We start from the raw sequence: 25,138 nt of genomic DNA on the forward strand, positions 1-25,138 counted from the left end.
CACCCCATTAGTGAACCAAAGTAATTAATAATTAAGAATTGTACCACAAAATAAGAGGAGAATAGAATAGATATTTATGAAAAAAAAGATTATATAAAATATTTTCGACTTTATGTTGGGAATTTTTACATTATTTATGTATATCTGTTACATCTTTGTCTCATTTGCTTTATTATGGATATGAAAGGAGGAGTAGTCAGATGGTGTTACGCAGAGATGGATTCGGAGGAACAAGGTATTATCCGGAGAACAGCGAAATTCATATCCTTTGTACATACATGGAAACGGGCCATCGCTATATCATCATCCACTACTTGGATCTTCCTTTCAGCTACAGACAGTTGAACCGGGATGGATTATTGTTCTTGGAGGAACATATTTATACGTGCCTGCTGCCTGAATTGGATCGGATTGATGAAGGGTTTTACGATGATATGTCCATGGCAGAAGAAATTGTCAGGATGATGAAATAAAAAACACGAGGGGAAATACCCCCTCGTGTTTCGCGTTCAACTTGCTTTATGCTCCAGGCGGAGCCTGTCCGCTACCATTGCGATGAACTCTGAGTTCGTCGGTTTTGCTTTCGTATTGGAGATGGTGTAACCGAACAAGGAAGAGATCGCGTCAATGTTTCCACGATTCCAGGCTACTTCAATCGCATGACGGATCGCCCTTTCCACTCTGGAAGCCGTCGTGTTGTATTTCGTTGCAATATCAGGATAAAGGACTTTCGTAATGGAGCCGAGCAGTTCCAAATCGCGATACACCATCGTGATGGCCTCCCGCAGATATTGATACCCTTTAATATGCGCAGGGACACCGACTTCGTGAATGATATGCGTAATGCTCGTATCCAAGTCTGGTTTCTTGGACTTCGTAGACGTGTAGGTGTTTCCAAGTGCACGATTTATCGGATCTCCGGCATGCTTGATCTGGCGGACCTGCTCTCCCAGGTGATCCAGGTCGAACGGTTTCATCATGAAGTAGGCAGCACCTAATTCCACCGCTTTTTTCGTCACTTCTTCCTGACCGAACGCTGTTAACATGATCACTTCCGGCTGCTTGTCCAGCTCTCTCAATTTATTCAAAACCGCTAATCCGTCCAAGTGAGGCATGATGATGTCGAGAATGAGCACATCGGGATTCTTTTCTTCGACCATTTGGAGACAATCTTTACCATTAAATGACGTCCCAATGACATCGATATCGTGCGTGTCCTCAAAATAATCCTCAAGAAGCTTCACCAGCTCGCGATTATCATCAGCCAAACAAACTTGAATTTTTTCCATTAATTTTCCTCCTTACAAAATTGTCCTCTTTTCTCTGTAATTCATAAGTTCGACAGACAGGAAATCTAACCCTTTTTTATTATAACAAAAAAATTTTAATATTCGAGATTATCTCTTAAATGCTTTAAAATACTTTAAAAATCGCACTGTTTCGACATTGAGATCCTCCATTTGTCGAATCATGTCGATGACGTTGCAGATATTTCTACCAAAAAAAAGAAGAACCCCGTTCAGGGTTCTTCTTAGCTTGCTTTTTGACCTTTTTCTTCATAAATATCGATTCCCGCTTCTTGCAGCATCCATTCGATGTGCACACCGTAACCACTAGTAGGATCGTTGACAAAAACATGCGTGACGGCACCGATAATTTTGCCATTCTGAATGATTGGACTTCCACTCATTCCTTGAACAATTCCTCCGGTTTTCTTCAACAGTTCTTTATCTGTAATCTTGACGATCATGCCTTTTGTAACGGCTGATTTCTTCGGCGTGTTGCTCACGATTTCCACATCGAAAGTCTGCATTCTTTCTCCATCCAGCACCGTCATGATTTGTGCGGGTCCTTCTTTAACCTCTTCCGCAAATCCGACTGGTAAGCCTTCAGGGTAAGCGCTGTTCTCCATATCGCCCTCTAGTTCGCCGAATATACCAAACGGCGTATTCTTGGTAATATTTCCGAGCTTATCGTCTTTCAATGAGAACTTAGCCCGCTTTTCTCCCGGGATTCCCCGACTTCCCTTTTCAATGGAAGTTACTTGGGATTTTACTATAGTACCTTCATGAATCTCGATCGGTTTTTTTGTATCCATATCCGAGATCACGTGCCCGAGCGCTCCATATTTCTTACTTTGTGGATGGTAAAATGTCATCGTTCCGATTCCTGCAGCGGAATCTCTAATATACAGGCCGATCTGATACTCGTTTTCCTGCGCGTTGAACGCCGGTGTTAACGAAGTTTGAATCGTTTCTTCTCCACGTTTAATCGTAAGATCGACAGCATTTTCTTTCTCTCCTGACTCCTTGACGATGGAGGACAGCTGCTCCATGCTGTGAAGGTCCTTGCCATTACCTTTAAGGAGAATATCCCCCACATGGATATTCGCTTCTTCACCAGGAGAGGCTTTTTCCGCTCCTTCACCACTAACTAAATGGTGGCCGACTACGAGGACGCCTTTCGTATGCAGTTCGACGCCTACCGACTGTCCTCCCGGTACGAGCCGGATGTCTTTCATCCCTTGTACGCTCGTCTTCTTAAGAGGAATTCCTGCAAACTCATGGAACACCTCGTCATCATCAGTAGATGAAAATGCCGTAAGTGCCTTGGAATCGTCATTCCAAACAGGTGTAGATACAGAATTGGCAGTCGTCACTTTCATTTCTGTTGGGATGGACAAATATTGTTGAACAGGTGTCAATAATGGTAACGTGAGCATGAACAGCAGGAGAACAGAACCACATATATATTTCATTATCCTTACATTCACGGGTTCACTCTCCTTCTAACTCCAGTACCAACTAAATGGCTTACTTATAATGTGGTCTTCCGCCCCTTTTTTTAAACGAGCATAATCACAGTAAATATAGTACCCATTCCCTGCCCATGTAAGATATCCCTTGAATAAAACAAAATAGGCGCAGAAAAAGCATCTGCGCCTATTTTTACCTGATCCCTGTTATTTATTACGTTTATGTTTATCTGCCATAACGAGTAGTTCTTTTGCATGCTCGACTGTCGTTTCCGTCAATTCTGCGCCGGTAATCATTCGTGAGATTTCATCCGCCTGCTCTTCGTGTGTTAATTCCGAAGCAGCCGTGTGGGTTCGATCATTATCCACGCGCTTCTCAATCCTAATGTGCGTATCGGCCATTGCAGCTACTTGTGGCAGGTGGGAGATGCAGAGCACTTGGGATCCTTCGGAGATGCCGTATATCTTCTCAGCAATCGCCTGAGCTACTCTGCCGCTTACACCTGTGTCGACTTCATCGAATATGACGCTCGTTACTCCCTGGTGTCTGGAAAATATCCGCTTTAGTGCAAGCATTATACGTGACATTTCTCCACCGGAAGCGACTTTATGTAATTCTTTAAGCGGTTCTCCTGGATTTGTGGTAATGAGGAATTTCACAATATCCGTACCGTTTGGCATCAGCTGAACCGGCTTACCTTCAAACATTGGATCCTGTTCTTTTCCTTCCTTCATACGGACATCAACCGCAAAAGATGCTTTCTCTAAATATAAATCGCGCAGCTCTTCATGAATGTATTCCCCTAGACGCGAAGCTGCTTCCATTCGTATGTCGTGGATTGCTTTCGCTTCCAATACGGCATCCTGACCAAGTTCATATATGTCTGATTCCATCTTACTTAAATGAGAGTCTTTGTTCTTAATCTCATCAATTTCTTCCTCAATCTTAGATGCGTATTGAAGCATATCATCCACTGTACCACCATATTTTTTCTTCAAACGGTTGAGCTCATTCAACCTTGACTCCATTTGATTCAATCGTTCAGGATCAAATTCCAGTTCAGCCATTTGACTGCTCAACTGGAAGGTCATTTCTTCGATTAAATAATAAGAATTAGCCAATTCCTCTGATATTTTTGCGATGTTTTCATCGACATCCGCCGTGCTTTCCAAGGAAGTCATCGCATGACTAAGCCAATCGAGACCCCGCTGTTCACCATAAAGGGAATAATAGGCATCATGAATGCCTTGATAAATCTTCTCATAATTAAGCAGTTTCTTACGTTCCTCAGCCAGCTCTTCATCCTCTTTAGGTTCCATCTCCGCTTCCTGAAGTTCGCGAAGCTGAAATTCAAGAAGGTCAAGCCGCTGCGCCATCTCCTGCTCATTCTGACTCAAATCCTTATACCGTTTCCTCAATGTCCTGTACTTATCAAAGACCTTCTGATACTCCTCAAGCGTCGGACGAATGCCTTCCCCGGCAAATACATCGAGAAGCTCTATGTGTCGATCAGGGTCCATCAATGACTGTGTTTCATGTTGGCTGTGTATATCAATGAGGGCCTGACCAAACTCCTTCATAATGCCAAGTGTAACAAGCTTTCCGTTTACGCGACATATGCTCTTTCCCTGATTTGTAATCGTCCTGTTCAAGACAACCATTCCATCATCCTGAATGTCCACTCCAAACGCTTCCCCTGTACGGTAAATCGGGTGGTCGCGCTCCACGATAAATAAACCCTCTATTTCCGCCTTTTTCGTTCCATGCCGGACGAACTCTACAGAGCCTCTTCCGCCTGACAGCAGTTGAATAGCATCGATGATAATCGACTTACCGGCACCGGTCTCTCCAGTTAAAACGGTCAAACCTTCTTTAAATGTAATGGAAATCTGATCGATAATTGCAAAATCACGAATGGATAATTCCGTTAACATGAAAATACACCTCAGTTATAGCATATTTAGCAGCTGTTCGCTTATCGCCTCTGTCTGCTTCTCACTTCGACAAATAATCAAACACGTATCATCCCCGCATATCGTGCCCATGATCTCGTCCCAATCTAAATTATCCACCAATGCGCCAATGGCATTCGCATTCCCGGGCAGAGTCTTCAAAATGATGAAGTGACCTGCGCGGTCAATACTGACGAAAGCATCCATCATAAGTCTTTTCAGCTTTTCCAACGGGTTGAACCGCTGATCGGCAGGCAGGCTGTATTTATAACGACCATCCATCATAGGAACTTTGACAAGGTGCAGTTCTTTTATATCACGGGATACCGTTGCTTGTGTGACGTTGTACCCCATTCCCTTTAAACGATCCACCAGTTCATCCTGCGTTTCAATATCGTCGTTTGTAATCAATTCCCTGATTTTGATATGACGTTGTCCTTTATTCATGACCATCCTCCATTTCAAGTCCTTCCATAAGAAAAGGGCCGAAGCTCAGCCCTTTTTATACATTATGCGTTTTTGCCGTGCGCATCATGCGCTTCCTTGACAACTGCCTGAACATCGACATTATTGTTAATAACCGCTTGCCCCTGCTCCGTCAGACGAAGATGAACAAGAAATTCAATGTTTCCGTCTCCCCCGGTGATCGGAGAATACGTGAGTCCATAAACAGAATATCCGTACTTTGTAGCAAAATCAAGGATTGTTTCAACGACTTGACCATGAATGGCGGGATCTCTGACGATGCCCTTTTTCCCTACTTGTTCTCTCCCTGCTTCAAACTGGGGTTTGATAAGAGCTACGACATCGCCGCCCTTTTCTAAAATATCCGCCAGTACCGGCAGGATGATTCGAAGGGATATGAATGATACATCAATGGAAGCAAATTGAGGGGTGCCGTAGGACAAGTCCTCGGACGTCATGTAACGGAAGTTGGTTCGTTCCATAACAACGACCTGGTCGTTGTTACGAAGCTTCCAATCCAACTGATTGTAACCGACGTCGACGGCATAACTCATTTTCACACCGTTCTGTAGACCGCAATCGGTAAATCCTCCGGTGGAAGAGCCGATATCGATCATAACTTTGTCTCTAACTGACAAATCAAACACTTTCAAGGCTTTTTCCAGCTTCAGTCCTCCACGACTTACGTAAGGAATGGCTTTTCCCTTAACCGTCAGTTCCAGGTCTTCCTCCACCTTTTGGCCAGGCTTATCTAAACGGTTCTGCTCGTGAAAGACGAGACCGGCCATGATGGTGCGCTTGGCTTTCTCCCTCGTCTCCACGTAGCCTTTTTCAACTAACAAAACATCTAATCGTACTTTTCTGCCCATATCTTAGTTATGCCCTTTGCTGTTTAGTTGGGACCAATTCTTTTAGATTCTTGACGAGCGCATCCTCCGTCAATCCAATCTCTTCCCATAATTGACTTACACTTCCGTGTTCAATAAAACGGTCCGGAATTCCCATACGCTTCACAAATTGTCCGTTATACCCATTCTCTTCGGAAAATTCCAGGATGCTTGCTCCGAAACCGCCCTGAAGAACAGCTTCTTCGACTGTAATAATAGGTAGACCTTCCTTCATAATGTCATGGAGCATCGCATCATCAAGCGGTTTGATGAATCGGGCGTTGACAACCCGGACAGAGCGTCCTTCCTTCTCCATACGCCTGCTTGCTTCCAGAGCCATATCGATCGTAGTTCCGAAGGTGAGTATAACAGCATCTTTACCTTCTTTAAGAACGTCCCAACTGCCGATCGGTATCGTCTTCTGAACACGATCCACTTCCACACCTTTTGCATTTCCACGTGGATAGCGGATGGCAAACGGACCATCATCATAAGACGCGGCCGTATGAACGAGGTGCTGCGCCTCATTTTCGTCTTTAGGCATAGTAATGATCATATTCGGAATGGAACGTAGAAACGCGACATCGAATACTCCCTGGTGTGTTTCTCCATCCGCACCGACAAGCCCGGCACGATCGATTCCAAGGATGACATTCAGTTTCATACGGGCGATGTCATGGATCACCTGGTCGTAACTGCGTTGAAGGAATGTCGAGTAAATAGCCAAAAACGGCTTCATCCCCTGAGTTGCCAGCCCCGCAGACAGCGTGGTCGCATGTTGTTCTGCGATACCTACATCATAGAGCCTGTCCGGAAACTCCTCGCCGAATTTTTCAAGCTTGGAACCGAGAATCATTGCTGGTGTGACTGCAACAATACGATCATCTTTTCTTGCTTCCACCCGCAGAGCTTCACTGATGACCGAGCTCCATGCTGGAGGGGCATCTACAGGCTTGATTTTCTCCCCGGACTCGATCTTGTAAGGGCCCACGCCATGCCATTTGTCTTTCACATCATTCTCAGCCGGATGATAGCCTTTACCTTTTTGGGTCATGACATGGACGATGACAGGACCATCTGTTTTCTTCGCATATTTGAGATTTTCGATAAGGTCGTCGAAATCATGCCCGTCCACAGGACCAAAATAAGTAAATCCCAGTTCCTCAAAAAACATGCCGGGAACGACGAAATATTTCATGCTGTCTTTCAATCGTTCAGCGACTTGGGCAATCTTACCGCCGACGGCTGGGATCTTCTTCATGATCCACTCTAAGTCGTCTTTTGCACGGTTATATTTCCCGGCACTTCTCATTCGAGCAAGTGCCCCGTGCAGCGCACCGACGTTTTTGGCGATGGACATTTCGTTATCATTTAAGATGACGGTTACATTCTTCTTCTCATCCCCTATATGGTTCAGCGCTTCCAAGGCCATTCCCCCTGTAAGGGCGCCGTCTCCAATAATCGGAAGGATCGAATGGTTTTCTTTTTTAAGGTCCCTTGCGATCGCCATTCCCATGGCTGCGGAAAGAGACGTGGAGCTGTGTCCCGTTTCCCAGACATCGTGTTCGCTCTCATCCCGCTTAGGGAATCCGCACAGACCTTTATATTGGCGAAGCGAGCCGAATTGGTCTGCTCTCCCTGTCAGGATTTTATGGATATAGGACTGGTGTCCGACGTCCCACAGCAGGCGGTCTTCCGGACTGTTGTACACTTTATGCAAAGCAAGCGTCAGTTCGACTACGCCGAGGTTAGCCCCCAGGTGCCCTCCTGTCGCTGCCAGATTTTCAATAAGGAATTGTCTTGTTTCCTGCGCTAGTACTTCTAGCTGCTTTGTATTCATTTCCTTTAGAAAGGAAGGATTTTTGATTTTACACAGATCCATAAATGGACCCCCTTGTATTTATCTTGATTTTTTTGCGGATGCCGCCGTTCCTGTTACTATTTTTACTTTCAGACGCTTTTCTAACCATGCAATTACTTTTGCGGCTGTAAAGATAATCTTCGTGGAAGAGTGAATAGCAAAGGATTTCCCTAAAGCCTTCCCTCCGACCGTAAGCGCAGCGACAATACTTGTCAGTGTGACAGAGATGACGATCTGCACGGTCGAACCTTCATTGTAGCCGAAGGAGTTGGCGAGTTGGATGACGACAACAGCAGATGCTGTTCCGCTGACTATACCAGATATATCCCCTATTACGTCGTTACAGAAACTAGCGAATCGATCCGCGTTTCTCACGATGACAATAGCTTCTTTCGCACCTGGGACCTTTTCAGAGGCCATGGCATGAAACGGGGTTTCATCTGCAGCAGTGGCTGCTATGCCCAGCATATCGAAAACGACACCAATCAATACGATGATCAATACAATGACGAGGCCGAAGATCCATATGACACCACTTAACACGGAAGAAGATATAACTGAAAAAATAGCCGCTAACACGAATGTGATAACGGCAATACTCAAACTAAATTGTACGGCTCTTTTAAATTTATTGTCCATTCTATACCTCTATATATTAGAATTACATTTCATATGTAGGAAAGGAATGGTCATGAAACAGGTAAAAATTGCGGCTTAGGTCTAGTAGGTTTTCCCAACTGAGTACCGAGTGTCACCACTCTGGCGGTTCCCCATTAAACTCAGCTCAGCTCCGTCTCCGAAAACTGGACTAGATTGCCACTCAGTCCGCACTATAATTCCTGTTCCATGTCCATAAACGAACAGCCTAGGGGATTTCCCCGACAGCCTTTAGCCGTTCCTTAGCCTCTTTTGCAGTCATGATTTCATATAGTTTACGCATCAGCACCTCAGTGGCCATCTGAAGATGAACTGACATTCATGCTATAATCCCCTCAAACACCACTCAAGGCAGGCTACGCTGCGCACATAGAGACTACTCCATATGCTGCAGGTTCATACCCCATTTCATAACGGCATCTGGCTCAGATGCCATCACAAGAATGGGCCTCCGCGGAAGCAGGGTCAACGCCCACATGCCTTTGTGGATCGCCCTGCGACCTTAACTCCCAGCATCGACCCAAGGCTGGGCGCCTCAAGCCAACACAAGGAACTTCATCGATGTGCCCTTCGGCGGATTTTTAGGCCCGCCTTCAGGAACGGAGGGCCGACTAGGATACTGCACCATTCCTTTATATAAATCAAATATACCATAGAATGATCAGCCGCTCAATCGAAAACATCCGGGATCAATGGTCACGATCACTTAAGTACTCGATCAGTTGGGATAGAAACGTCCCTTCCACTCCGGCGTCTTTAAGTGCCTGTTTTGCTATACCGACATATTGCTCCTTCTGCTCCACGGCACCTTCGAGGCCAAGAAGTTGAGGGTAGGTGCTTTTATGATTGCCTTCATCGCTTCCTGTCGGCTTTCCAATGACGGCTGCGTCTCCCGTTACGTCCAGGATATCGTCCTGAATTTGGAAAATAAGACCGAGTGCATCCGCCATTTTCTCCATGGCTGCACTTGCTTCGGAGGAAGCTCCTCCTAAATAAGCACCTGCCATGACAGAAAAACGGAGAAGCTGTCCCGTCTTATTTCTATGGATACTTTCAAGCTCATCCAGCGTAATTTGTTTATTTTCACTGAGCATGTCCTGCATTTGTCCCTCGACCATGCCGGTGGCTCCACTTGCTTTTGCCAGTTCTTTAATCAGATACACACGCTCTCGATCGGAAAGCGCAGGATCTTCTGCAACGATCCGGGAGCTCATCGTAAGCAGTGCATCCCCTGCAAGAATCGCTGTCGCCTCGTCAAATTGTTTGTGATTGGTAGGCTGACCTCGACGCACATCATCATCATCCATTGCCGGAAGGTCATCGTGGATTAAAGAGTAGGTATGGATCATTTCCAGGCTCGACGATACTCCCAATGTTTTTGTTTCTTCTACTCCAAACGCCTCGGCTGTCGCCATAAGCAGAATCGGCCGCAGTCGCTTCCCTCCTGCTCTTAACGAATACAGCATGGCATCCTGCAGCCTCCCGGGAGTCGAGTATTCGCGCAGGTACATATCCAAATAGTCATTGATTGTCTCACGTTTATCGCTGAGGTAATCCATTAATGCCACGGTTTATTCTTCCTCCTGGACGGAGAATGGTACAAATTCGCCATGCTCATTCATTATTTTCTGCATCTGCTCTTCCACATTGCCCAATTTCTCGCTGCATAATTTAGAAAGCTTCATACCATCCTGATAATATTGGATAGCTTTCTCCAGAGGGACCTCCCCCGTCTCCAATTTCTCTACAATGCCTTCTAACTGGTCCATCGCTTCTTCGAAACTGAGTTCATCTTTCTTCTCGGTCATTTTTCATCCTCCTTCACAGCGGTTACGTGACAATTAATGCTTCCATCCTGCACCTTAAGCGAGATTGCTTCCCCTTCTTTGACTTCAGAAGTCTTTTTTATGACCCCGCCCTGGTCGTTGAACGGGATCGCATATCCGCGTTTCATGATTTCCAGCGGGTTCAGGAGCGTCAACTTGTCTATGTGATTGTGGAAACGATCTTTTTTCGTTTTAATGATCTGATCCATTCTGGTGTTCAACTGTTTTTCTGTCCGTTGGAGAGCTCGGGACCCGTCTCTGATTTTCATTTCCGGTCCCTGTTGACGGAGTCTCCTCGTCAAGGAAGTCCACCGCTCCAGCGTCTGTGTCTTGTTCTGTTCAATCCTGCGCGTCAATCGTTCGAGCATCCTGTCAAGATCCTGCTCCTTCTGTCTGAGCAGTTGTTCCGGATACTTAAAGGCATAGGATTTCTTAATGCGTTGAAGCCTTTGTAGAGACTCATCTTTCTTGACGATCATGGATCGATTCAAGCGGCGCTGCCGTCCTTGAACGGTCTCTCTCAGTTCTACAATCGACGGAACAGCTAATTCCGCTGCGCCTGTCGGAGTCGCAGCCCGGACGTCTGCCACGAAATCCGCAATGGTGGTATCCGTTTCGTGACCGACGGCAGAAATAACAGGGATCCGGGAATCAGCAATTTCTCTCGCGACCTGCTCTTCATTAAATCCCCACAAATCTTCAATCGAACCCCCGCCCCTGCCGACAATCAACACGTCGCAGTCGAGGTGTTCGTTTGCATAACGGACTGCCTGAGCGACAGAGTCTGCCGCTCTCTCGCCCTGAACAAGAACGGGAAGAATAGAGACAGGAACAATTGGGTAACGCCTCTTTATTGTCGTCAAGATGTCTCTTACAGCTGCTCCGGTTGGAGAAGTAATGACACCGATATGTTTCGGATATGTAGGCAGAGGCTTTTTTCTCTCTACATCGAATAAGCCCTCTTTTTCCAATTTCTCCTTCAATTGTTCAAATGCAAAATACAAAGCTCCAATTCCGTCCGGCTGCATTTCCTTGATATACAATTGATACTGCCCCATCGGTTCATAGACGTTAATTTCACCTTTAACAAGTACGTTCATCCCATTTTCCGGAACGAACTTTAACGACCGGTTGCTGCCGGCGAACATGACTGCCTGAATACGCGCCTGTTCATCTTTCAGGGAAAGATACATGTGGCCGCGGCTGTGGTGCTTAAAATTAGAGATTTCCCCCCGCAGCCATACGGTTTTCAGATGAGGATCTCCCGACAGCTTCCGCTTAATGTACTTCGTAAGTGCCGTAACCGTTAAATATTGATCGCTCACAGTAAAATCCCCTTATTGATCGTAGTGATGGATGCGCTTGGCCGCTTTAATTGTATTATGGAGAAGCATAGTGATCGTCATAGGGCCGACTCCTTTTGGTACAGGAGTAATGTGGGAGGCTACTTCAAGAGCGGATTCGAAATCAACATCTCCTGTCAATTTCCCGTCCACACGGTTCACACCGACATCAATAACGACAGCACCTTGTTTAATATCATCCCCGGACACAAGAGAAGCTTTCCCAGCTGCTACGATGAGTATATCTGCTTGTTTCGTATGATAGCGTAAATCTTTTGTCCGTGAATGGCAGTGGGTCACGGTCGCGTTTTTATTAAGAAGGAGCTGGCCCACCGGCTTGCCGACGAGGTTACTTCTCCCGACGATAACGACGTGCTTCCCTTCCAAATCAATGTTTGCTCGTTCAAGCATGACAACAATTCCATAAGGGGTGCATGGGAAAAAGGTGTCTTGACCAGTCATCATTTTCCCAACATTTGAAGGGTGGAATCCATCGACATCTTTTTCAGGAGCAATAGCTTCGATGATCTTCTGATCTGAAATATGGTCAGGAACCGGCAGTTGAACGAGGATCCCATGAACCGTTTCATCGTGATTCAGACGATCGATCAGGGACAGGAGTTCCTCCTCTGTCGTTTCTTCCGGAAGCTCAATCAAATCAGAATCCAGACCGACTTTCTCTGAAGCGCGCTGCTTCCCTTTGACATAGGACATGGATGCAGGGTCTTCCCCGATTATGACAACAACCAATTTAGGATGAATCCGGCTTTCGTTTAAAGTACGTACTTCTTCTTTCATTTCCTGACGTAATTCTTCCGCTAACTGATTACCGTAAATAATTTCTGCTGACATTTTCCCATTCCCCCTTGTTTGTGTTAAACCATTTTCGATAGAACGCCGTTGACAAACTTACCTGAATCTTCTTCACCGAAGATTTTAGCAAGCTCAATGGCTTCGTTGATAGCGACCTGAGTCGGCACATCTTCCTTGTAGCGCATTTCGTAGGCTGCCATTCTGAGTACCGTCTTTTCCACTTTTGGAAGACGCGGCAGTGTCCAGTTATCCAAATGCTCAGAGATCCATCCGTCCAGCTCGTCCCTGTTCTTCATAACACCGTGCACCAGGTCATGAAGGAAGGGGTCTACTTCCTGATCTTCGATTACGTGCCGGATCGCCTCATCGGTATCGATTTCACTCGTAATCGTTTGGAAAAGCGCCTGAAAGGCTTTTTCGCGTGCTGTGCGTCGTTTCATTTTCATTCTCCTTTAAGTAATATCCGTTTGCATAATAACATTTTAGCGGAATAAAAGCTATCAGAACAGGAATGTTCGATGATGACAGAACATTTCGATTTTTCCTCTGCAAAAAAAGAAAAATCAGAAAAGGAGGACCCCTTTCTGATTTTTAACTCATTAAATTTCTTCCATATCTGTATCTTCTTCTTTTGTCTCCATCTGGACGCCTACAATATGAACATTGATTTCGCTGATATCCAATGCCGTCATATTCTTCAACGCCTGACGGGTGTTATCCTGAATCTTTTGAGCGGTATCAGGTATAGATATTCCATAGTCCATGACGACATAGGTGTCGATTAAGATACCTTCTTCCGTCAATTCGACTTTCACACCTTTTCCGTGATTCTTCTTGCCGAGGCGCTCTGCTACTCCGGAGGCAAAGTTCCCGCGCATAGAAGCGACACCAGCGACTTCTGAAACAGCAATTCCGGCAATGACTTCGATCACTTCCGGTGCAATCTCGACGTTACCGAGAGTCGAGCCGTCTGTGACATTTAACAATTGCTTTTCACTCACTACGATCACTCCCCTTAAGATTCATCCTTCATTATAGTATATTTCTCCAGGAACTTTGTATTAAAGTCTCCGCCTACAAAAACTTCGTGTTCCATTAAGCGCTGATGGAAAGGAATAGTTGTATGAACGCCTTCAATGACGAACTCATCGAGGGCACGCTTCATGCGACGAACCGCTTCATCACGATCTTTTCCGTATGCGATCAGCTTAGCGACCATGGAATCATAATAAGGAGGAATGCTGTAACCCGGGTAGGCAGCTGAATCGACACGCACACCAAGACCGCCTGGCGGAAGGTACATCTCGATCTTCCCTGCAGAAGGCATAAAATTCTTCGCTGGGTTTTCGGCATTAATACGGCATTCAATTGCCCATCCGTCAAAAGTAATATCTTCTTGTTTAAAGCTTAGTTTCTCATTATTAGCAATCAAGAGCATTTCTTTAATCAAGTCGACGCCCGTCACCATTTCTGTAACCGGGTGTTCTACTTGAATCCTTGTGTTCATTTCCATGAAATAGAAAGAGTCCGCTGCCTGATCAAAGATAAATTCTACCGTGCCCGCTCCAGAGTAGTCGACAGCCAATGCGGCTTTAACAGCTGCATCTCCCATCTTCGCACGCATTTCTTCAGAGATTGCCGGAGAAGGCGTTTCTTCTACAAGCTTCTGAAGACGGCGCTGGATGGAACAATCACGCTCCCCTAAATGGACGGCGTTTCCATGATTGTCCGCCAACACCTGGATTTCCACGTGACGGAAATCTTCAATGAATTTCTCAATATACACACCAGGATTACCGAAAGCCGTTTCCGCTTCCTGCTGCGTCATACGGATTCCTGTTTTCAGTTCTTCTTCATCACGGGCTACGCGGATACCTTTACCACCGCCGCCGGCAGTCGCTTTGATGATAACCGGATACCCGATTTCTTCTGCGACCTTCAGACCGGCTTCCACATTTTCAATGATTCCTGCAGATCCGGGAACAACCGGTACACCTGCTTCTTTCATTGTTTCTCTCGCTACATCTTTCGTACCCATCTTCTGGATAGCATAGGCGGACGGTCCGACGAAGGTGATATTGCACTCTTCGCACATTTCCGCGAATTCGGCGTTTTCCGCAAGGAAGCCGTACCCCGGATGAATGGCATCCGTACCTGTCGATGTCGCGACACTCAAAATATTTGTATAACTCAAGTAGCTGTCTTTACTGAGTTTAGGACCAACACAGTAGGCTTCATCCGCCAACTGCACGTGTAGAGCTTCTTTATCGGCCTCCGAATAAACGGCAACCGTTTCTATACCCATTTCTTTGCAGGCACGGATGATCCGAACTGCGATTTCTCCTCGGTTTGCAATCAGAACTTTTTTAATCAAACGTCTCATCCCCCGATTACTTAGACTTTACACGGAATAGCGGTTGTCCGTATTCTACGAGTTCACCGTCTTTGACGAGAATTTCGACAATCTCTCCAGAGACTTCCGCTTCGATTTCGTTAAATAGTTTCATCGCTTCGACGATACATACGACGGAATCTTCTTTCACTTCATCGCCGACCTTCACATAAGCTCCCTGATCCGGTGACGGTGATTGATAGAACGTCCCCACCATTGGTGAAGTCACTTCTGCATCATAGTCCGCTTTTGGAGCCGCCGCCTCTTGTTGGGCAGCCTCAGGTTTGCTTTCCTGCTGTGGTGCAGCCTGAACAGCTTCCGGCTGTGCTTCTGGAACTGCTTGGACCGGCTGTGAAGTTTGAACCGGTGCAGAAACGACTTGTCCCTGCTGTTTCTTCATTGTTACTTTCGTTCCGTTCGTTTCATACTCGAACTCATCGATATTAGATTGATCAATTAGTTTAATGATTTCACGGATTTCTTGTACCTTTAACATATGTGGCACCCCTTTATGTAGTTAACTTTTTATAACTGGTACTAATAACTCCTCTTAACATTCTATTATAAAGTACCACATCCCTGCAACTTGCCTTCTGTTATACGTGAAAAAACCCGCTCCTAAAGGAACGGGTTTCGCTCTTATTTACTGGATGGCTGGAATTGAACCTGGACTTTCTTCTCTCCAAATTCATCGGATACCATCTTATTGATCTGATTGGCTTCTGTCTTGGTTAATTCATCCGCCTGAACCGTCACATGGACGACTTCATCTTCGGCCCGGACGAGAACATCATCATATTCCGCGCTGGCAAGAATGGTATTTTCAATGATGGATTCCTTAGACTGGTTCGACTTGATGGTTTCCATTTTCTCCAATGCATCATTCTTCTCCTGAGTGGTGAAATCACTGGAAGCAACAATCTCGGACAGCTGTTCTTGCAGCTGATCGCGTTCGTTCTGCATATCCAGACGAATAGCAGAAAACAATTCATCTGTAGACATCTGGGAAATAGAGGCACCGTCACCGCTCGTCTCTACGTCTTCTGCATTCTCCCCTGTCATCTCTGCCCATTCATCTTCCTGAATAAATGCCATTTCACCATTATCCGGGGAGGTCATGTAGTAGACGCTCAGGACAATCAACAAGCTCAACATCGTTAACAACCATACTGTTTGTTTTTTCACCAAGGGAATCCCTCCTTATTTTTTAGGCAGCACCGAAATACGGTGGGTAGGAACATCCAATACTTTAGAGACCGCCTCCACAACCCAGGCTTTCACTTTCATTTGATCCACCCCTTCAGCGGTCACAAATACGCCGCTTACTTCCGGTTTGGATGTCTGGGTGAGCAGCGGTACTTCCCGGTCTCCTTGCCTCACGAGCACTAGCTGCTGTTCACGAGAATAATCCTCAATTTCCCTTTCGCCTCCGTTCTTATCGTTTTCTTTCGTCGTCTGCTTCCCGATGATCAAGTTCTTGTCATACACTTTTTTATGAGTGGAGGATAAATTGATCATAATATCAACATTGCTCACCCCTTGAATATTTTCGAGCAGCGGAAGGAGCTGCTTCTCATATTCCGTCTCCAGTTGTGTGATGGAATCGGTCATTTCCGCCCCTTCCGCAGCCGCCTGACCGGTACCTGCCTGCTGGGCTGTACTCTGCTCCAGATCGCCGGGCGACGGCTGGTCCGAAGACTGAAACCAGTTGCTCGTCAGGATGATCAACACCCCGATAATTCCGAGAGCGATCAAATATTTGGGCTTATGGAGCTTTCTCCCTTCTTTACTAGACAAAGGTTGCAACAGCTTCTTCCACCATTTATCCATTCTCTTCCTCCCAGCGGATATCAATTTGTTCTTTGTCCAAGTCTAATTGTTCGGCCACCCATTGTTGAATTTCTTCATCGTTTCCCCGAGCTTCCGTTTGCTTTTCCTCTTTGATTGAAATGTCCACCTCTTCCACCGCTTCTCTTTCCTTTTCACTGGAAAGAGTTAAGGTCAACTTGTCCAACGTCTCCATGCCGTAGGGCTCCTGATAAAAGCTCATTTCCACATCAGCGAGAGTCATTTGATAGTTTTCCTCCAACGGTTGTTCCAGCTCGGCAGATAAAGCTTGGGTAACTTGTTCTAATTTATATGCATCTTGTCCCTCGAGTATTTCCTTTTTCTTCGATTCTATTTCTTCATCAAGCATCTCTCCATCCACTTGTTCGTCAAGCGCTGCATTCGTCTCCCTCATCAACACTTCAGGATCGACGTTCAATAACCGGAAAAGAGGCCCGAGGAAGATCAGCAGCAGAAGGATGGACATGACGAGCCTGGCATACTTCTTCATGACCCCGGAAGGCAAGAGCGCATCTGCTACAATCGCCAGAATAAGAAACAGCACAATTCTCGTAATCCATTCTACGAAAGCTTCCAAACTTAAAGCCCCCTTACCTGATCATCATCGTTATATTACTCGCTGCAACCATAATGACAATTACAAGAAAGAACATCATCGAAACCATCAGCAATGCTGCAAATATATAAAAAATGTGCCGGCTTACAACAGCCATCGCCTCAATAACGGGACCATCTCCAAGCGGTTGCAGAAGTGCGGCAGCAATTTTGTAAATAATAGCAATGGCGAGTACCTTCAAGGCCGGGAAAATGGCAATTCCAAGCAGAATAACCACTCCGGCAATTCCTAACGTATTCTTCAGCACAAGGGATGCGCCTAAGATCGTGTCCGTAGCATCTGTAAACAGACGGCCGATTACCGGGACGAAATTACCGGTAACGAACCTTGCCGTCTTCATGGTAATTCCGTCCTGCACAGCGGTAACCGTCCCCTGTACAGAAATGACACCTAGAAAGATAGTTAAAAACACGCCCATGACAGCAAGCCCCGTTTTCCTAAGCAGTTCTGCAAGCTGATCGACCTTGTAATCATCATTCAACGTACCTACAATAAGCAGGAGGGCAGAGGATGCAAACAAAGGGATCAACAAATATTTCACAAGCAGTCCGCTTGACTGCACAAGTGCAATAATGATCGGATGAAAGAAAGATATAGACATAAGGTTCGTGAATGAAGCCATGATCCCAAGTAAAAGTGGCAGAAGACCGATCATGAATCCACTCATCCGCTCAATGGTATCCAGCGTATAAGTAATCACCTGCCGAAAGCTCTCCAAAGCCAGCGTGATAAGCACCAGATATATGACCATGTAAGCAATTCTGCTGACAACAGAGTTCTCGAAGGCCGACTGAATGGACCGAAGCAGGGTACTGAATAACGTAAGGAATAACAACGTTGCCAAGAGCTTCCCATTGACCATCAATTCCTGAAAAAAGAACTTCAAAATACCGGAATACCATTTCGACGCTTCGATTGTGCTCTCTTTGTCAATGAAATCCCTGAAATTCTCCCCGTTGAAAGCCGGGAGATACTCCCCATACTGCCGTTGAACATCCAGCCAGTTCTGTTCGAGCTCGTCCACCGATAAGTGATCAAGCATATCTGACCCATCATCCGTTTCTACCGAGGATGGAGAGGGGGATGCAGAGGAAACAACAGGGAAGCTCCCCCAACATAGACAAAGGAAAATCACGGCAATTATCTGTTTCATTGCACCCCTCCTCTTCATGCCCCTGGAATGAATCCGATAATCGTCTCAATAACGGCCGTGATGATCGGGATGGCCAGCATTAGAATGAACAACTTTCCAGCCAGTTCTACTTTGGATGCCAGGGCGTTTAATCCTGCGTCGCGAATCAACTGGGCACCGAATTCCGCAATATAGGCGATGCCGATTATTTTCAGGATGGTTTTGAAATAAACCGGCTCTACCTGCGCCTGGTTGGCCATATAGGATAACAGAGAGAATATGTGCTGTATTTGATCAAGGATCGTCAGAAAAATAATGAGGACCGTAAATAATAACAGCAGGAAAGCAATCGTCGATTTGTGTTCCTGAAGCAGGATGATCAAGAGTGCCGCGACCAGTCCTAAAGCAACGACTTGAATAATATCCATGACCTACCCTTGATATAGAAATACCGATTTGATTTGCTGAAAAAGATCGGCCAAACGATGGAGAACGATAAATAATACGATAATGAAACCGGTCAGCGTGACAGCTTGCGCGATTTCCTCTTTCCCCATCTGTTTTAAAATACTGTGAATCATTGCTACGATTATCCCGACACCGGCTATTTGAAAAAGGATCGTTGCATCCTGAAGCACAATGTTTCGTCCTCCTTTTACATAATTAAGATTATGACTAACAGACCACTCAAAACTCCCATCCCTCTTGCCATCTTCTGGTACTGCTCCACCCCTTCCATTGCCTCATGAAGCTCTCTGTCAAGATGATGAAGGGTCAGCTGAATCTGTTTCTGCTGCTGCTCCAAGTCATGCTGTCCAAGTGTCCTTCCAAACTGATGAAGAATTTCCAGTTCCGTCTTACCAAGTGCATTCTGTGACCAGTGCCTTTGAAGATGTCCTGACCACCATGAAGGAAAATCATCGCAGTCATCTATATTCTCCACCATTTCTTGAAAGAACCGAGCGATCGGGTCCGGCAGCTGTTTCGATAAGTTCTCACATACTTCCCACAAAGACGAATGTCCGAAGACCATTTCTGCTTCTATCATCTGAAGAGCACTCTTCCACTGTCTGATTTGGCCGGGCCGCTTACGAAAACGAGAGGCGATGTCAAACCCTGTCCACGTGGTGACAGTCAGAATAATGACGGCTCCGATCCACTGCACGATCATCCCATCCTTTCCATCCCGCCAGCTTTTTGCCGGATTCATCCAGAATAACTACGCCTCCATTTCTTTCCGGAGACATTCGTTCCAACACAACATACCGTTCAAAGACTTGTTCCTCGACCAAGCTTCGTGCCGAAGGGCGTTTCCTCACGCCATCCAACGTCCGGCCATGTATACTGCAAATGACTTGTACACCGGTGTAAGAAGCTTCCCTGACGGCATCCGCATCCTCCAGACCGCCGATTTCATCGACGATGAGGACGTCGGGCGACATGGAACGGATCATCATCATCATACCGGCTGCTTTCGGACAGCCGTCCATGACGTCCGTTCTGACTCCTACCTCCAACTGGGGGACGCCTCTTAAACTTGCAGCAATTTCAGAACGCTCGTCCACGACTGCCACCTTGCACCCCCGGTATCCCGTATGATCCGAACCAATCCATTTGCTTAAGGCCCGGAGCAGGGTCGTTTTTCCTGAATGGGGAGGGCCTATAATCATCGTGCTTTTCCACCTTCCATCTGCATATAAAAACGGGAGGAGAGAAGAGACCTGTCCAGCCACTTCTCTAGCGACTCGGATGTTCATGAAAGTGATATGCTTTAATGTATCGATCCGGTGTCCGGAAGTGTTCACCTTCCCTGCCAGACCGACTCTATGTCCACCTTCAATCGTCAAGAACCCTTCTTTCAGTTCATCTTGGAGCCGATAGAGAGAAAATTGGCTGATCTGGTTGAGCACAAAGGCAAGGTGTTCCGCTGTAACGATAATTCCTTTCACACTGGTATGGCTTGCTCCATCTAACACTTCTAATGGATGATTGACCCTCAAGCGAATTTCCTGCACCTTCCCCCAGGAAACATCATTCATCAGAAATCGTTGGAAAGAAGGAGGAAACAATCGGACAATCTCTTTCATTCCTCTCCCTCCTTTAATTGGTTTACTTCATATGTATGCCTATACTTCCGGGTTATGACAGGTGAGAGAAGAAAAAATAGAGGTTTAATAGAGGATTCTGATAGAGCTTACGGAACAAAAAAAGCCCTTCCCGCATGGGAAGGGCTGCAGCATGCATTAAGCACGCGAAACGTATTTACCTTCAGTTGTGCTGATAAGCAGTACATCTCCTTCATTGATGAAGAAAGGTACTTGTACGGACAATCCGGTTTCCAGCGTAGCCGGCTTCGTACCGCCGCTTGCTGTGTCCCCTTTGATACCAGGTTCCGTTTCAGTTACCGTCAGTTCAACGTTCTTCGGAAGCTCTACTCCGATCACTTCACTCTGGTAGGACTGAATTTGGACTTCCATGTTCTCTTTCAAATAGTTTAGCTCTGTTTCAATCGTTGCACCAGGAATCTCTACTTGCTCATATGTTTCCATATCCATAAACGCATGCATGTTCCCATTTGCATAGAGATACTGCATTTTTCGGTTTTCAATATGAGCACGCTCTACTTTTTCTCCACCACGGAACGTTTTCTCCGTAATGTTGCCGTTACGAAGGTTACGGAGTTTTGAGCGGACGAATGCGGCACCTTTTCCAGGCTTGACGTGCTGGAACTCCATAACCTGCCAGATATTACCATCCACTTCGATTGTTAATCCTGTTCGAAAATCGTTTACTGAAATCATGATGATTCCTCCTTTAAATTACAACGTGATCAATTCTTTGGTTGTGGTGTTCAGGCGTTCATTACCGGTCGCAGTGACGATCAGATCATCTTCAATCCGACATCCACCTACCTCAGGAATATAAATACCAGGTTCCACCGTAACGACCATGCCCTCTTCGAGAATCTGATCCGAACGGAAGGAAAGCCCCGGCCCTTCATGGACATCAAGACCTATTCCATGACCTGTCGAGTGTCCGAAGTAATCGCCGTATCCTTTTTCCTTAATATAATCACGACACAATGCGTCTGCCTGTCTACCGGTTATGCCTGCTTTTATTCCTTTCATACCTCTAAGCTGTGCCTCTAAAACTGTATCATAAATGTCTCTTAGCTTATCGCTGATTTCACCGACAGCGACTGTCCGTGTCATATCTGAGCTGTAACCTTTGTACACAGCCCCGAAATCAAGAGTGACCAGCTCCCCGGATTGAATCGTCTTCTCAGAAGCCGCTCCGTGCGGTAATGCGGAACGGTAGCCGGATGCGACAATGATATCGAAGCTTGAGGAGGCTGCTCCCTGTTTACGCATGAAGAACTCGAGTTCATTTGATACATCTATTTCTTTGACACCAGGCTTTATGTAATTGAGGATATGTTCAAAGGCATCATCCGCAATCTTGACGGCATCCTTTAATATACTAATCTCCTCATCCGTCTTTATCAAGCGTAATTTTTCAATCAATCCGGAAGTCGGAACTAGTTCCGCGCTTAATGCTTGTTTATACTGCTCATATTGACTATATGTAACATAATCTTTTTCAAAGGCGATTTTATGAAGGTTTAACTGCTGGGATAGTTCCGCAACCGCCTCGTGGAGCGGTTTCTTATGTTCAACGATACGAAAATCAGGCGCTTCGTTCCCTGCCTGTTCCGTATATCGGAAGTCCGTGACAAGAACGGACTCTTGTGCTGTAATCAGTAGCGCTCCTGACGACCCCGTAAACCCAGACAAGTATCGTCTGTTCATTTCACTCATGACAAGAATCCCGTCTAATTCCCGGGAGGCAACAGCCTTCCTTAGACTTGACAACTTACTCATAATTAATTTCTCCCTTCCTTTTCTATCTTGTCAATAATCCCCATTACGGCAAGGCGATATCCATCGATACCGAATCCGACGATTTGACCCGCACAAACAGGAGCCAGCATGGATGTGTGCCGAAATGTCTCACGGCTGTGTACATTGGATATATGAATTTCAATCACAGGAGGGGTAATAGCACTGATCGCATCCCTCAGGGCAATACTTGTGTGTGTATAAGCAGCCGGATTAATGATGATCCCCGCAGCCTTTTCCTCAGCAAGCTGTATGCGATCAACCAACTCTCCCTCGTGATTCGACTGAAAGTCCTCTACTTCATACCCGGCTTCCCATGCCGTGTCCTTCACTAATTGAACGACATCCTCCAGCGTGTCGTGCCCGTAAGTATCGGGCTCTCTCTTGCCGAGCATGTTCAAGTTCGGACCGTTGATCAAGAAAATACGTTTATTCCCCATTCCTAGACCCCCACTAAACGATTCAATTACACTTCCAGTTTATCACACTCTCCCCTGCTTTGAATAAGATTTCGAAGTCTCGCTCGACTCTCTATACTCATAAGAAATGGAATACCCTATGAATACGCCGTATAAAATAAATAAACAGCCCGTCGTCACCCACGTATCGCTGTCCATCTCCAAAAAGGTTGGCACCGCCGGAAAGACCGGTGTCAGAACGAGGAATACTACGGCCCAGATTATCCCTCCATACAACATCCCCGGCCAAAGTCCATTTTTGTTTTTAAGTAAAAAATAATAGACCAGCGCGGTTAGAATGGATAGGATGCCTGTAAGCAGGATGGCAAGTACTTCCGAGAGCCATGTCCCCGTCCAGTCCGTTTGAAAAAAAGACCGAAAGAAGAAGGAAGCGGCGGACACTTCGGCGAAATGGAAGTAATAAGCAATTGTTCCCAATCCACTCCACAATATTCCCGCTACAAAACCTGTAATCAACGCTTTTCCTAACACACTCTGCTGTGGTTCTTGCTGTCTTTGATCTTTCTGTTTATCTGCCATTTCTCATACCTCCTATACTCATTTTAACCAACCGCTATTATTTCATGCCTGAGCACGGGCAAATGCTGGAGATTAAGGGAGGAATGTTATAAAATAAAGGTACGATCCTCCATTGGAAAACCCTGAATGTACAGATGAATAAGGCAGACAATATTTGCATAAAACGATGAAATAAGGAAACAATTTGAATAACACATATAAGCACACAAGAAAGCATTTTCCATGATAAAGATGTCCCTGTTTAGGGTATAGACAATCAACGGGTGTTTCAGAAGATGACCCATGACCCTTATATTAGAAAGGAGGAACATATATGCGTAAGTGGATGACTCCTGTCATGTACACGCTCATCGGCCTTGCTGTCTTCTTCGTGGCTGTCCAGCTGTTCACCAACACATCCAGCTTTCTGAACTCCATCCTGATGATGGTCGGTTTCGCCGTATTGATTTATGGTGCTATTTATTTCCTTTTCCTCCGCAACCGAGGATTTGGAGGCGGCGGGAACCGTAATGAGATGAAGAAATATAAACAAGCGGTTAAACAATCCAAACAAAAGTATAAACAGCCTGCTCCTGTAGTTAAGAAGAAAACAGCAGTCAAAGCACAAAGCAAGCCTTCCCCTTTAGGTAAGCGCGGAAGAAAAAGAAGCAGCGGTCCACAGCTTCGCGTTATAGAAGGAAATAAGAGCAAAGACAAAAATCGAGCCACTTTTTAATGGCTCGATTTTTTCATGTATTCTTATTCATCTGCTCCAACGCTTAAGAAACTTCCGCGCATGGACATGCCCGAGTTCAATTAGAGCTTCCTTCTCCGCGTCCGATAAATGGAAATCAGTGGTTTCCACATCATTTACCGGAATGAAAATAACGTCTTTGCTCATCGTTTTGGAAATGTAGCGTGCATCATGTGCCTGCTGCATCGTCTTAAAAAGGGCGTGGAACATTTGTATCGCATTGCTGATTTGCTGCTCCGGCAGTTTATCCGGTTCGTCACTCAGCTTCATTCCGATGATAGGCCTCGTACGGCATCCGTCGGCTTTTTCCCATATCCATAATGGAAAGTTGCTCAAAACTCCTCCGTCAATAATAAAAGACTTCCCCCGTTTGCCATGAATCTTGACAGGAATGAAAAAATAAGGGAGGCCTGAACTCATCCGAACGGCTTTCGCTACAGAAAAGGTGGCAGGATCAATCCCATAGACTTTCTTTAGATCATCGGGCAGAACTACGATCCTTCCAAGGGTCAAGTCGGAACAGATGACCTTCAGGGAACCTTCAGGGAGGTCTGCGAACGTCCGTATTCCTTTCTCCTCCAGCCATTCAGACAGTAGCGCTTCCAGCTTGTTCCCCTTATATAACCCCATCCGGAAATAGAGGAGCAGCCACTTCAAGAAGGGGAAGAGCCGGTCTGTAATCGACACATCTACCAATTGTTCAAAAGAGAGTTTCTCCACTCGTTGCCTTATTTCTGTCGAAGTGAATCCAGCTGCTGTCAGCGATGCCAGAATCGCTCCGGCGGAGGTACCGGCCAGACGACGGAATTTGTACCCTTGTTCCTCGAGCTCTTCCAAGGCCCCGATAAACGCCAGAGCCTTTATGCCGCCTCCCGAAAATACTCCATCCACTTTCATACTGCCTCACCCCACTTTAGTTCATTATAAACGCGACAAATGGAATTTAGAACAACCGGGACC

The 25,138-nt window shown here is 46.0% G+C and carries 30 protein-coding genes; 2 read left to right on the forward strand and 28 right to left on the reverse strand.

Annotated features, from left to right (window positions below; translation table 11 throughout):
* Window positions 1-200: 200 nt before the first annotated feature.
* A complete protein-coding gene (locus tag M662_RS11615; protein WP_008639223.1) occupies window positions 201-473 on the forward strand; it encodes a hypothetical protein in 273 nt (90 codons plus the stop codon).
* Window positions 474-509: 36 nt separating this feature from the next.
* Here the strand turns inward: M662_RS11615 and spo0A are convergent, their stop codons facing one another.
* The 27 genes from spo0A to M662_RS11750 all read right to left on the reverse strand — a co-directional run bounded on the left by spo0A (window position 510) and on the right by M662_RS11750 (window position 23,445).
* Window positions 510-1,289: a sporulation transcription factor Spo0A gene (gene spo0A, locus M662_RS11620; RefSeq protein WP_008639226.1), complete on the reverse strand. Its 780-nt coding sequence runs from the start codon at window positions 1,287-1,289 to the stop codon at window positions 510-512.
* Window positions 1,290-1,531: 242 nt separating this feature from the next.
* On the reverse strand, window positions 1,532-2,773 hold the full coding sequence (spoIVB, locus tag M662_RS11625; RefSeq protein ID WP_008639228.1) for a SpoIVB peptidase: 1,242 nt from the start codon (window positions 2,771-2,773) through the stop codon (window positions 1,532-1,534).
* 189 nt (window positions 2,774-2,962) lie between these two features.
* Window positions 2,963-4,690 (reverse strand): DNA repair protein RecN, encoded by a 1,728-nt coding sequence (gene recN / locus M662_RS11630; RefSeq protein ID WP_026577225.1) that lies wholly within the window; start codon window positions 4,688-4,690, stop codon window positions 2,963-2,965.
* Window positions 4,691-4,705: 15 nt separating this feature from the next.
* Entirely contained in the window at window positions 4,706-5,155 is a 450-nt protein-coding gene (gene ahrC, locus M662_RS11635; RefSeq protein WP_008639233.1) for a transcriptional regulator AhrC/ArgR, read from the reverse strand.
* A 62-nt stretch (window positions 5,156-5,217) separates the two neighbouring features.
* On the reverse strand, window positions 5,218-6,042 hold the full coding sequence (locus M662_RS11640; protein ID WP_008639235.1) for a TlyA family RNA methyltransferase: 825 nt from the start codon (window positions 6,040-6,042) through the stop codon (window positions 5,218-5,220).
* A gap of 7 nt (window positions 6,043-6,049) precedes the next feature.
* On the reverse strand, window positions 6,050-7,942 hold the full coding sequence (gene dxs / locus M662_RS11645; RefSeq protein ID WP_026577224.1) for a 1-deoxy-D-xylulose-5-phosphate synthase: 1,893 nt from the start codon (window positions 7,940-7,942) through the stop codon (window positions 6,050-6,052).
* Between the two features lie 18 nt (window positions 7,943-7,960).
* Window positions 7,961-8,560 (reverse strand): hypothetical protein, encoded by a 600-nt coding sequence (locus tag M662_RS11650; protein WP_008639239.1) that lies wholly within the window; start codon window positions 8,558-8,560, stop codon window positions 7,961-7,963.
* 707 nt (window positions 8,561-9,267) lie between these two features.
* On the reverse strand, window positions 9,268-10,137 hold the full coding sequence (locus M662_RS11655) for a polyprenyl synthetase family protein (RefSeq protein ID WP_026577223.1): 870 nt from the start codon (window positions 10,135-10,137) through the stop codon (window positions 9,268-9,270).
* A 12-nt stretch (window positions 10,138-10,149) separates the two neighbouring features.
* Complete coding sequence (locus M662_RS11660) at window positions 10,150-10,386, reverse strand: exodeoxyribonuclease VII small subunit (RefSeq protein WP_008637088.1); 237 nt, start codon at window positions 10,384-10,386, stop codon at window positions 10,150-10,152.
* Entirely contained in the window at window positions 10,383-11,729 is a 1,347-nt protein-coding gene (xseA, locus tag M662_RS11665) for an exodeoxyribonuclease VII large subunit (RefSeq protein WP_026577222.1), read from the reverse strand. The genes M662_RS11660 and xseA overlap by 4 nt, the downstream gene beginning before the upstream one ends.
* A 12-nt stretch (window positions 11,730-11,741) precedes the next feature.
* Window positions 11,742-12,599, reverse strand: a complete 858-nt coding sequence (gene folD / locus M662_RS11670; RefSeq protein WP_008637076.1) for a bifunctional methylenetetrahydrofolate dehydrogenase/methenyltetrahydrofolate cyclohydrolase FolD — start codon at window positions 12,597-12,599, stop codon at window positions 11,742-11,744.
* 23 nt (window positions 12,600-12,622) lie between these two features.
* Window positions 12,623-13,000, reverse strand: a complete 378-nt coding sequence (gene nusB, locus M662_RS11675) for a transcription antitermination factor NusB (protein WP_008637074.1) — start codon at window positions 12,998-13,000, stop codon at window positions 12,623-12,625.
* Window positions 13,001-13,159: 159 nt separating this feature from the next.
* Window positions 13,160-13,561: an Asp23/Gls24 family envelope stress response protein gene (locus tag M662_RS11680; RefSeq protein ID WP_008637072.1), complete on the reverse strand. Its 402-nt coding sequence runs from the start codon at window positions 13,559-13,561 to the stop codon at window positions 13,160-13,162.
* 14 nt (window positions 13,562-13,575) lie between these two features.
* Window positions 13,576-14,934: an acetyl-CoA carboxylase biotin carboxylase subunit gene (accC, locus tag M662_RS11685; RefSeq protein WP_008637070.1), complete on the reverse strand. Its 1,359-nt coding sequence runs from the start codon at window positions 14,932-14,934 to the stop codon at window positions 13,576-13,578.
* A gap of 16 nt (window positions 14,935-14,950) precedes the next feature.
* Window positions 14,951-15,448, reverse strand: a complete 498-nt coding sequence (gene accB, locus M662_RS11690) for an acetyl-CoA carboxylase biotin carboxyl carrier protein (RefSeq protein WP_026577221.1) — start codon at window positions 15,446-15,448, stop codon at window positions 14,951-14,953.
* A 143-nt stretch (window positions 15,449-15,591) separates the two neighbouring features.
* On the reverse strand, window positions 15,592-16,137 hold the full coding sequence (locus M662_RS11695) for a SpoIIIAH-like family protein (protein ID WP_235601470.1): 546 nt from the start codon (window positions 16,135-16,137) through the stop codon (window positions 15,592-15,594).
* Window positions 16,138-16,152: 15 nt separating this feature from the next.
* Window positions 16,153-16,782 carry a stage III sporulation protein AG gene (spoIIIAG, locus tag M662_RS11700; RefSeq protein ID WP_008637064.1) on the reverse strand — a complete coding sequence of 210 codons (630 nt, stop codon included), beginning with the start codon at window positions 16,780-16,782 and terminating at the stop codon, window positions 16,153-16,155.
* Window positions 16,775-17,377: a stage III sporulation protein AF gene (spoIIIAF, locus tag M662_RS11705; RefSeq protein WP_008637063.1), complete on the reverse strand. Its 603-nt coding sequence runs from the start codon at window positions 17,375-17,377 to the stop codon at window positions 16,775-16,777. The genes spoIIIAG and spoIIIAF overlap by 8 nt, the downstream gene beginning before the upstream one ends.
* 13 nt (window positions 17,378-17,390) lie before the next feature.
* Complete coding sequence (gene spoIIIAE / locus M662_RS11710) at window positions 17,391-18,569, reverse strand: stage III sporulation protein AE (RefSeq protein ID WP_008637062.1); 1,179 nt, start codon at window positions 18,567-18,569, stop codon at window positions 17,391-17,393.
* 14 nt (window positions 18,570-18,583) lie between these two features.
* Window positions 18,584-18,976 carry a stage III sporulation protein AD gene (gene spoIIIAD / locus M662_RS11715; RefSeq protein ID WP_008637061.1) on the reverse strand — a complete coding sequence of 131 codons (393 nt, stop codon included), beginning with the start codon at window positions 18,974-18,976 and terminating at the stop codon, window positions 18,584-18,586.
* 3 nt (window positions 18,977-18,979) lie between these two features.
* Window positions 18,980-19,186 carry a stage III sporulation protein AC gene (spoIIIAC, locus tag M662_RS11720; protein WP_008637060.1) on the reverse strand — a complete coding sequence of 69 codons (207 nt, stop codon included), beginning with the start codon at window positions 19,184-19,186 and terminating at the stop codon, window positions 18,980-18,982.
* A 17-nt stretch (window positions 19,187-19,203) separates the two neighbouring features.
* Window positions 19,204-19,713 (reverse strand): stage III sporulation protein SpoIIIAB, encoded by a 510-nt coding sequence (gene spoIIIAB, locus M662_RS11725; RefSeq protein WP_026577219.1) that lies wholly within the window; start codon window positions 19,711-19,713, stop codon window positions 19,204-19,206.
* On the reverse strand, window positions 19,658-20,635 hold the full coding sequence (gene spoIIIAA, locus M662_RS11730) for a stage III sporulation protein AA (RefSeq protein ID WP_008637058.1): 978 nt from the start codon (window positions 20,633-20,635) through the stop codon (window positions 19,658-19,660). The genes spoIIIAB and spoIIIAA overlap by 56 nt, the downstream gene beginning before the upstream one ends.
* Window positions 20,636-20,791: 156 nt before the next feature.
* On the reverse strand, window positions 20,792-21,349 hold the full coding sequence (gene efp, locus M662_RS11735) for an elongation factor P (protein ID WP_008637056.1): 558 nt from the start codon (window positions 21,347-21,349) through the stop codon (window positions 20,792-20,794).
* An 18-nt stretch (window positions 21,350-21,367) separates the two neighbouring features.
* Window positions 21,368-22,429, reverse strand: coding sequence for a M24 family metallopeptidase (locus M662_RS11740; protein ID WP_008637053.1), 1,062 nt, complete (start codon window positions 22,427-22,429; stop codon window positions 21,368-21,370).
* 2 nt (window positions 22,430-22,431) lie between these two features.
* A complete protein-coding gene (aroQ, locus tag M662_RS11745; RefSeq protein ID WP_008637050.1) occupies window positions 22,432-22,887 on the reverse strand; it encodes a type II 3-dehydroquinate dehydratase in 456 nt (151 codons plus the stop codon).
* Between the two features lie 42 nt (window positions 22,888-22,929).
* A complete protein-coding gene (locus tag M662_RS11750; protein ID WP_008637049.1) occupies window positions 22,930-23,445 on the reverse strand; it encodes a YqhR family membrane protein in 516 nt (171 codons plus the stop codon).
* A 313-nt stretch (window positions 23,446-23,758) separates the two neighbouring features.
* On the opposite strand from M662_RS11750, the gene M662_RS11755 reads away from it, so the two are divergent.
* Window positions 23,759-24,160, forward strand: coding sequence for an SA1362 family protein (locus tag M662_RS11755; RefSeq protein WP_008637047.1), 402 nt, complete (start codon window positions 23,759-23,761; stop codon window positions 24,158-24,160).
* A 27-nt stretch (window positions 24,161-24,187) separates the two neighbouring features.
* On the opposite strand, the gene M662_RS11760 is transcribed toward M662_RS11755, so the two are convergent.
* Entirely contained in the window at window positions 24,188-25,075 is an 888-nt protein-coding gene (locus M662_RS11760; RefSeq protein ID WP_008637046.1) for a patatin-like phospholipase family protein, read from the reverse strand.
* Window positions 25,076-25,138: the final 63 nt, after the last annotated feature.

Origin of the sequence: Bacillus sp. SB49, from assembly GCF_000469135.2 — a bacterium.
GTDB lineage: Bacteria > Bacillota > Bacilli > Bacillales > Halobacillaceae > Halobacillus.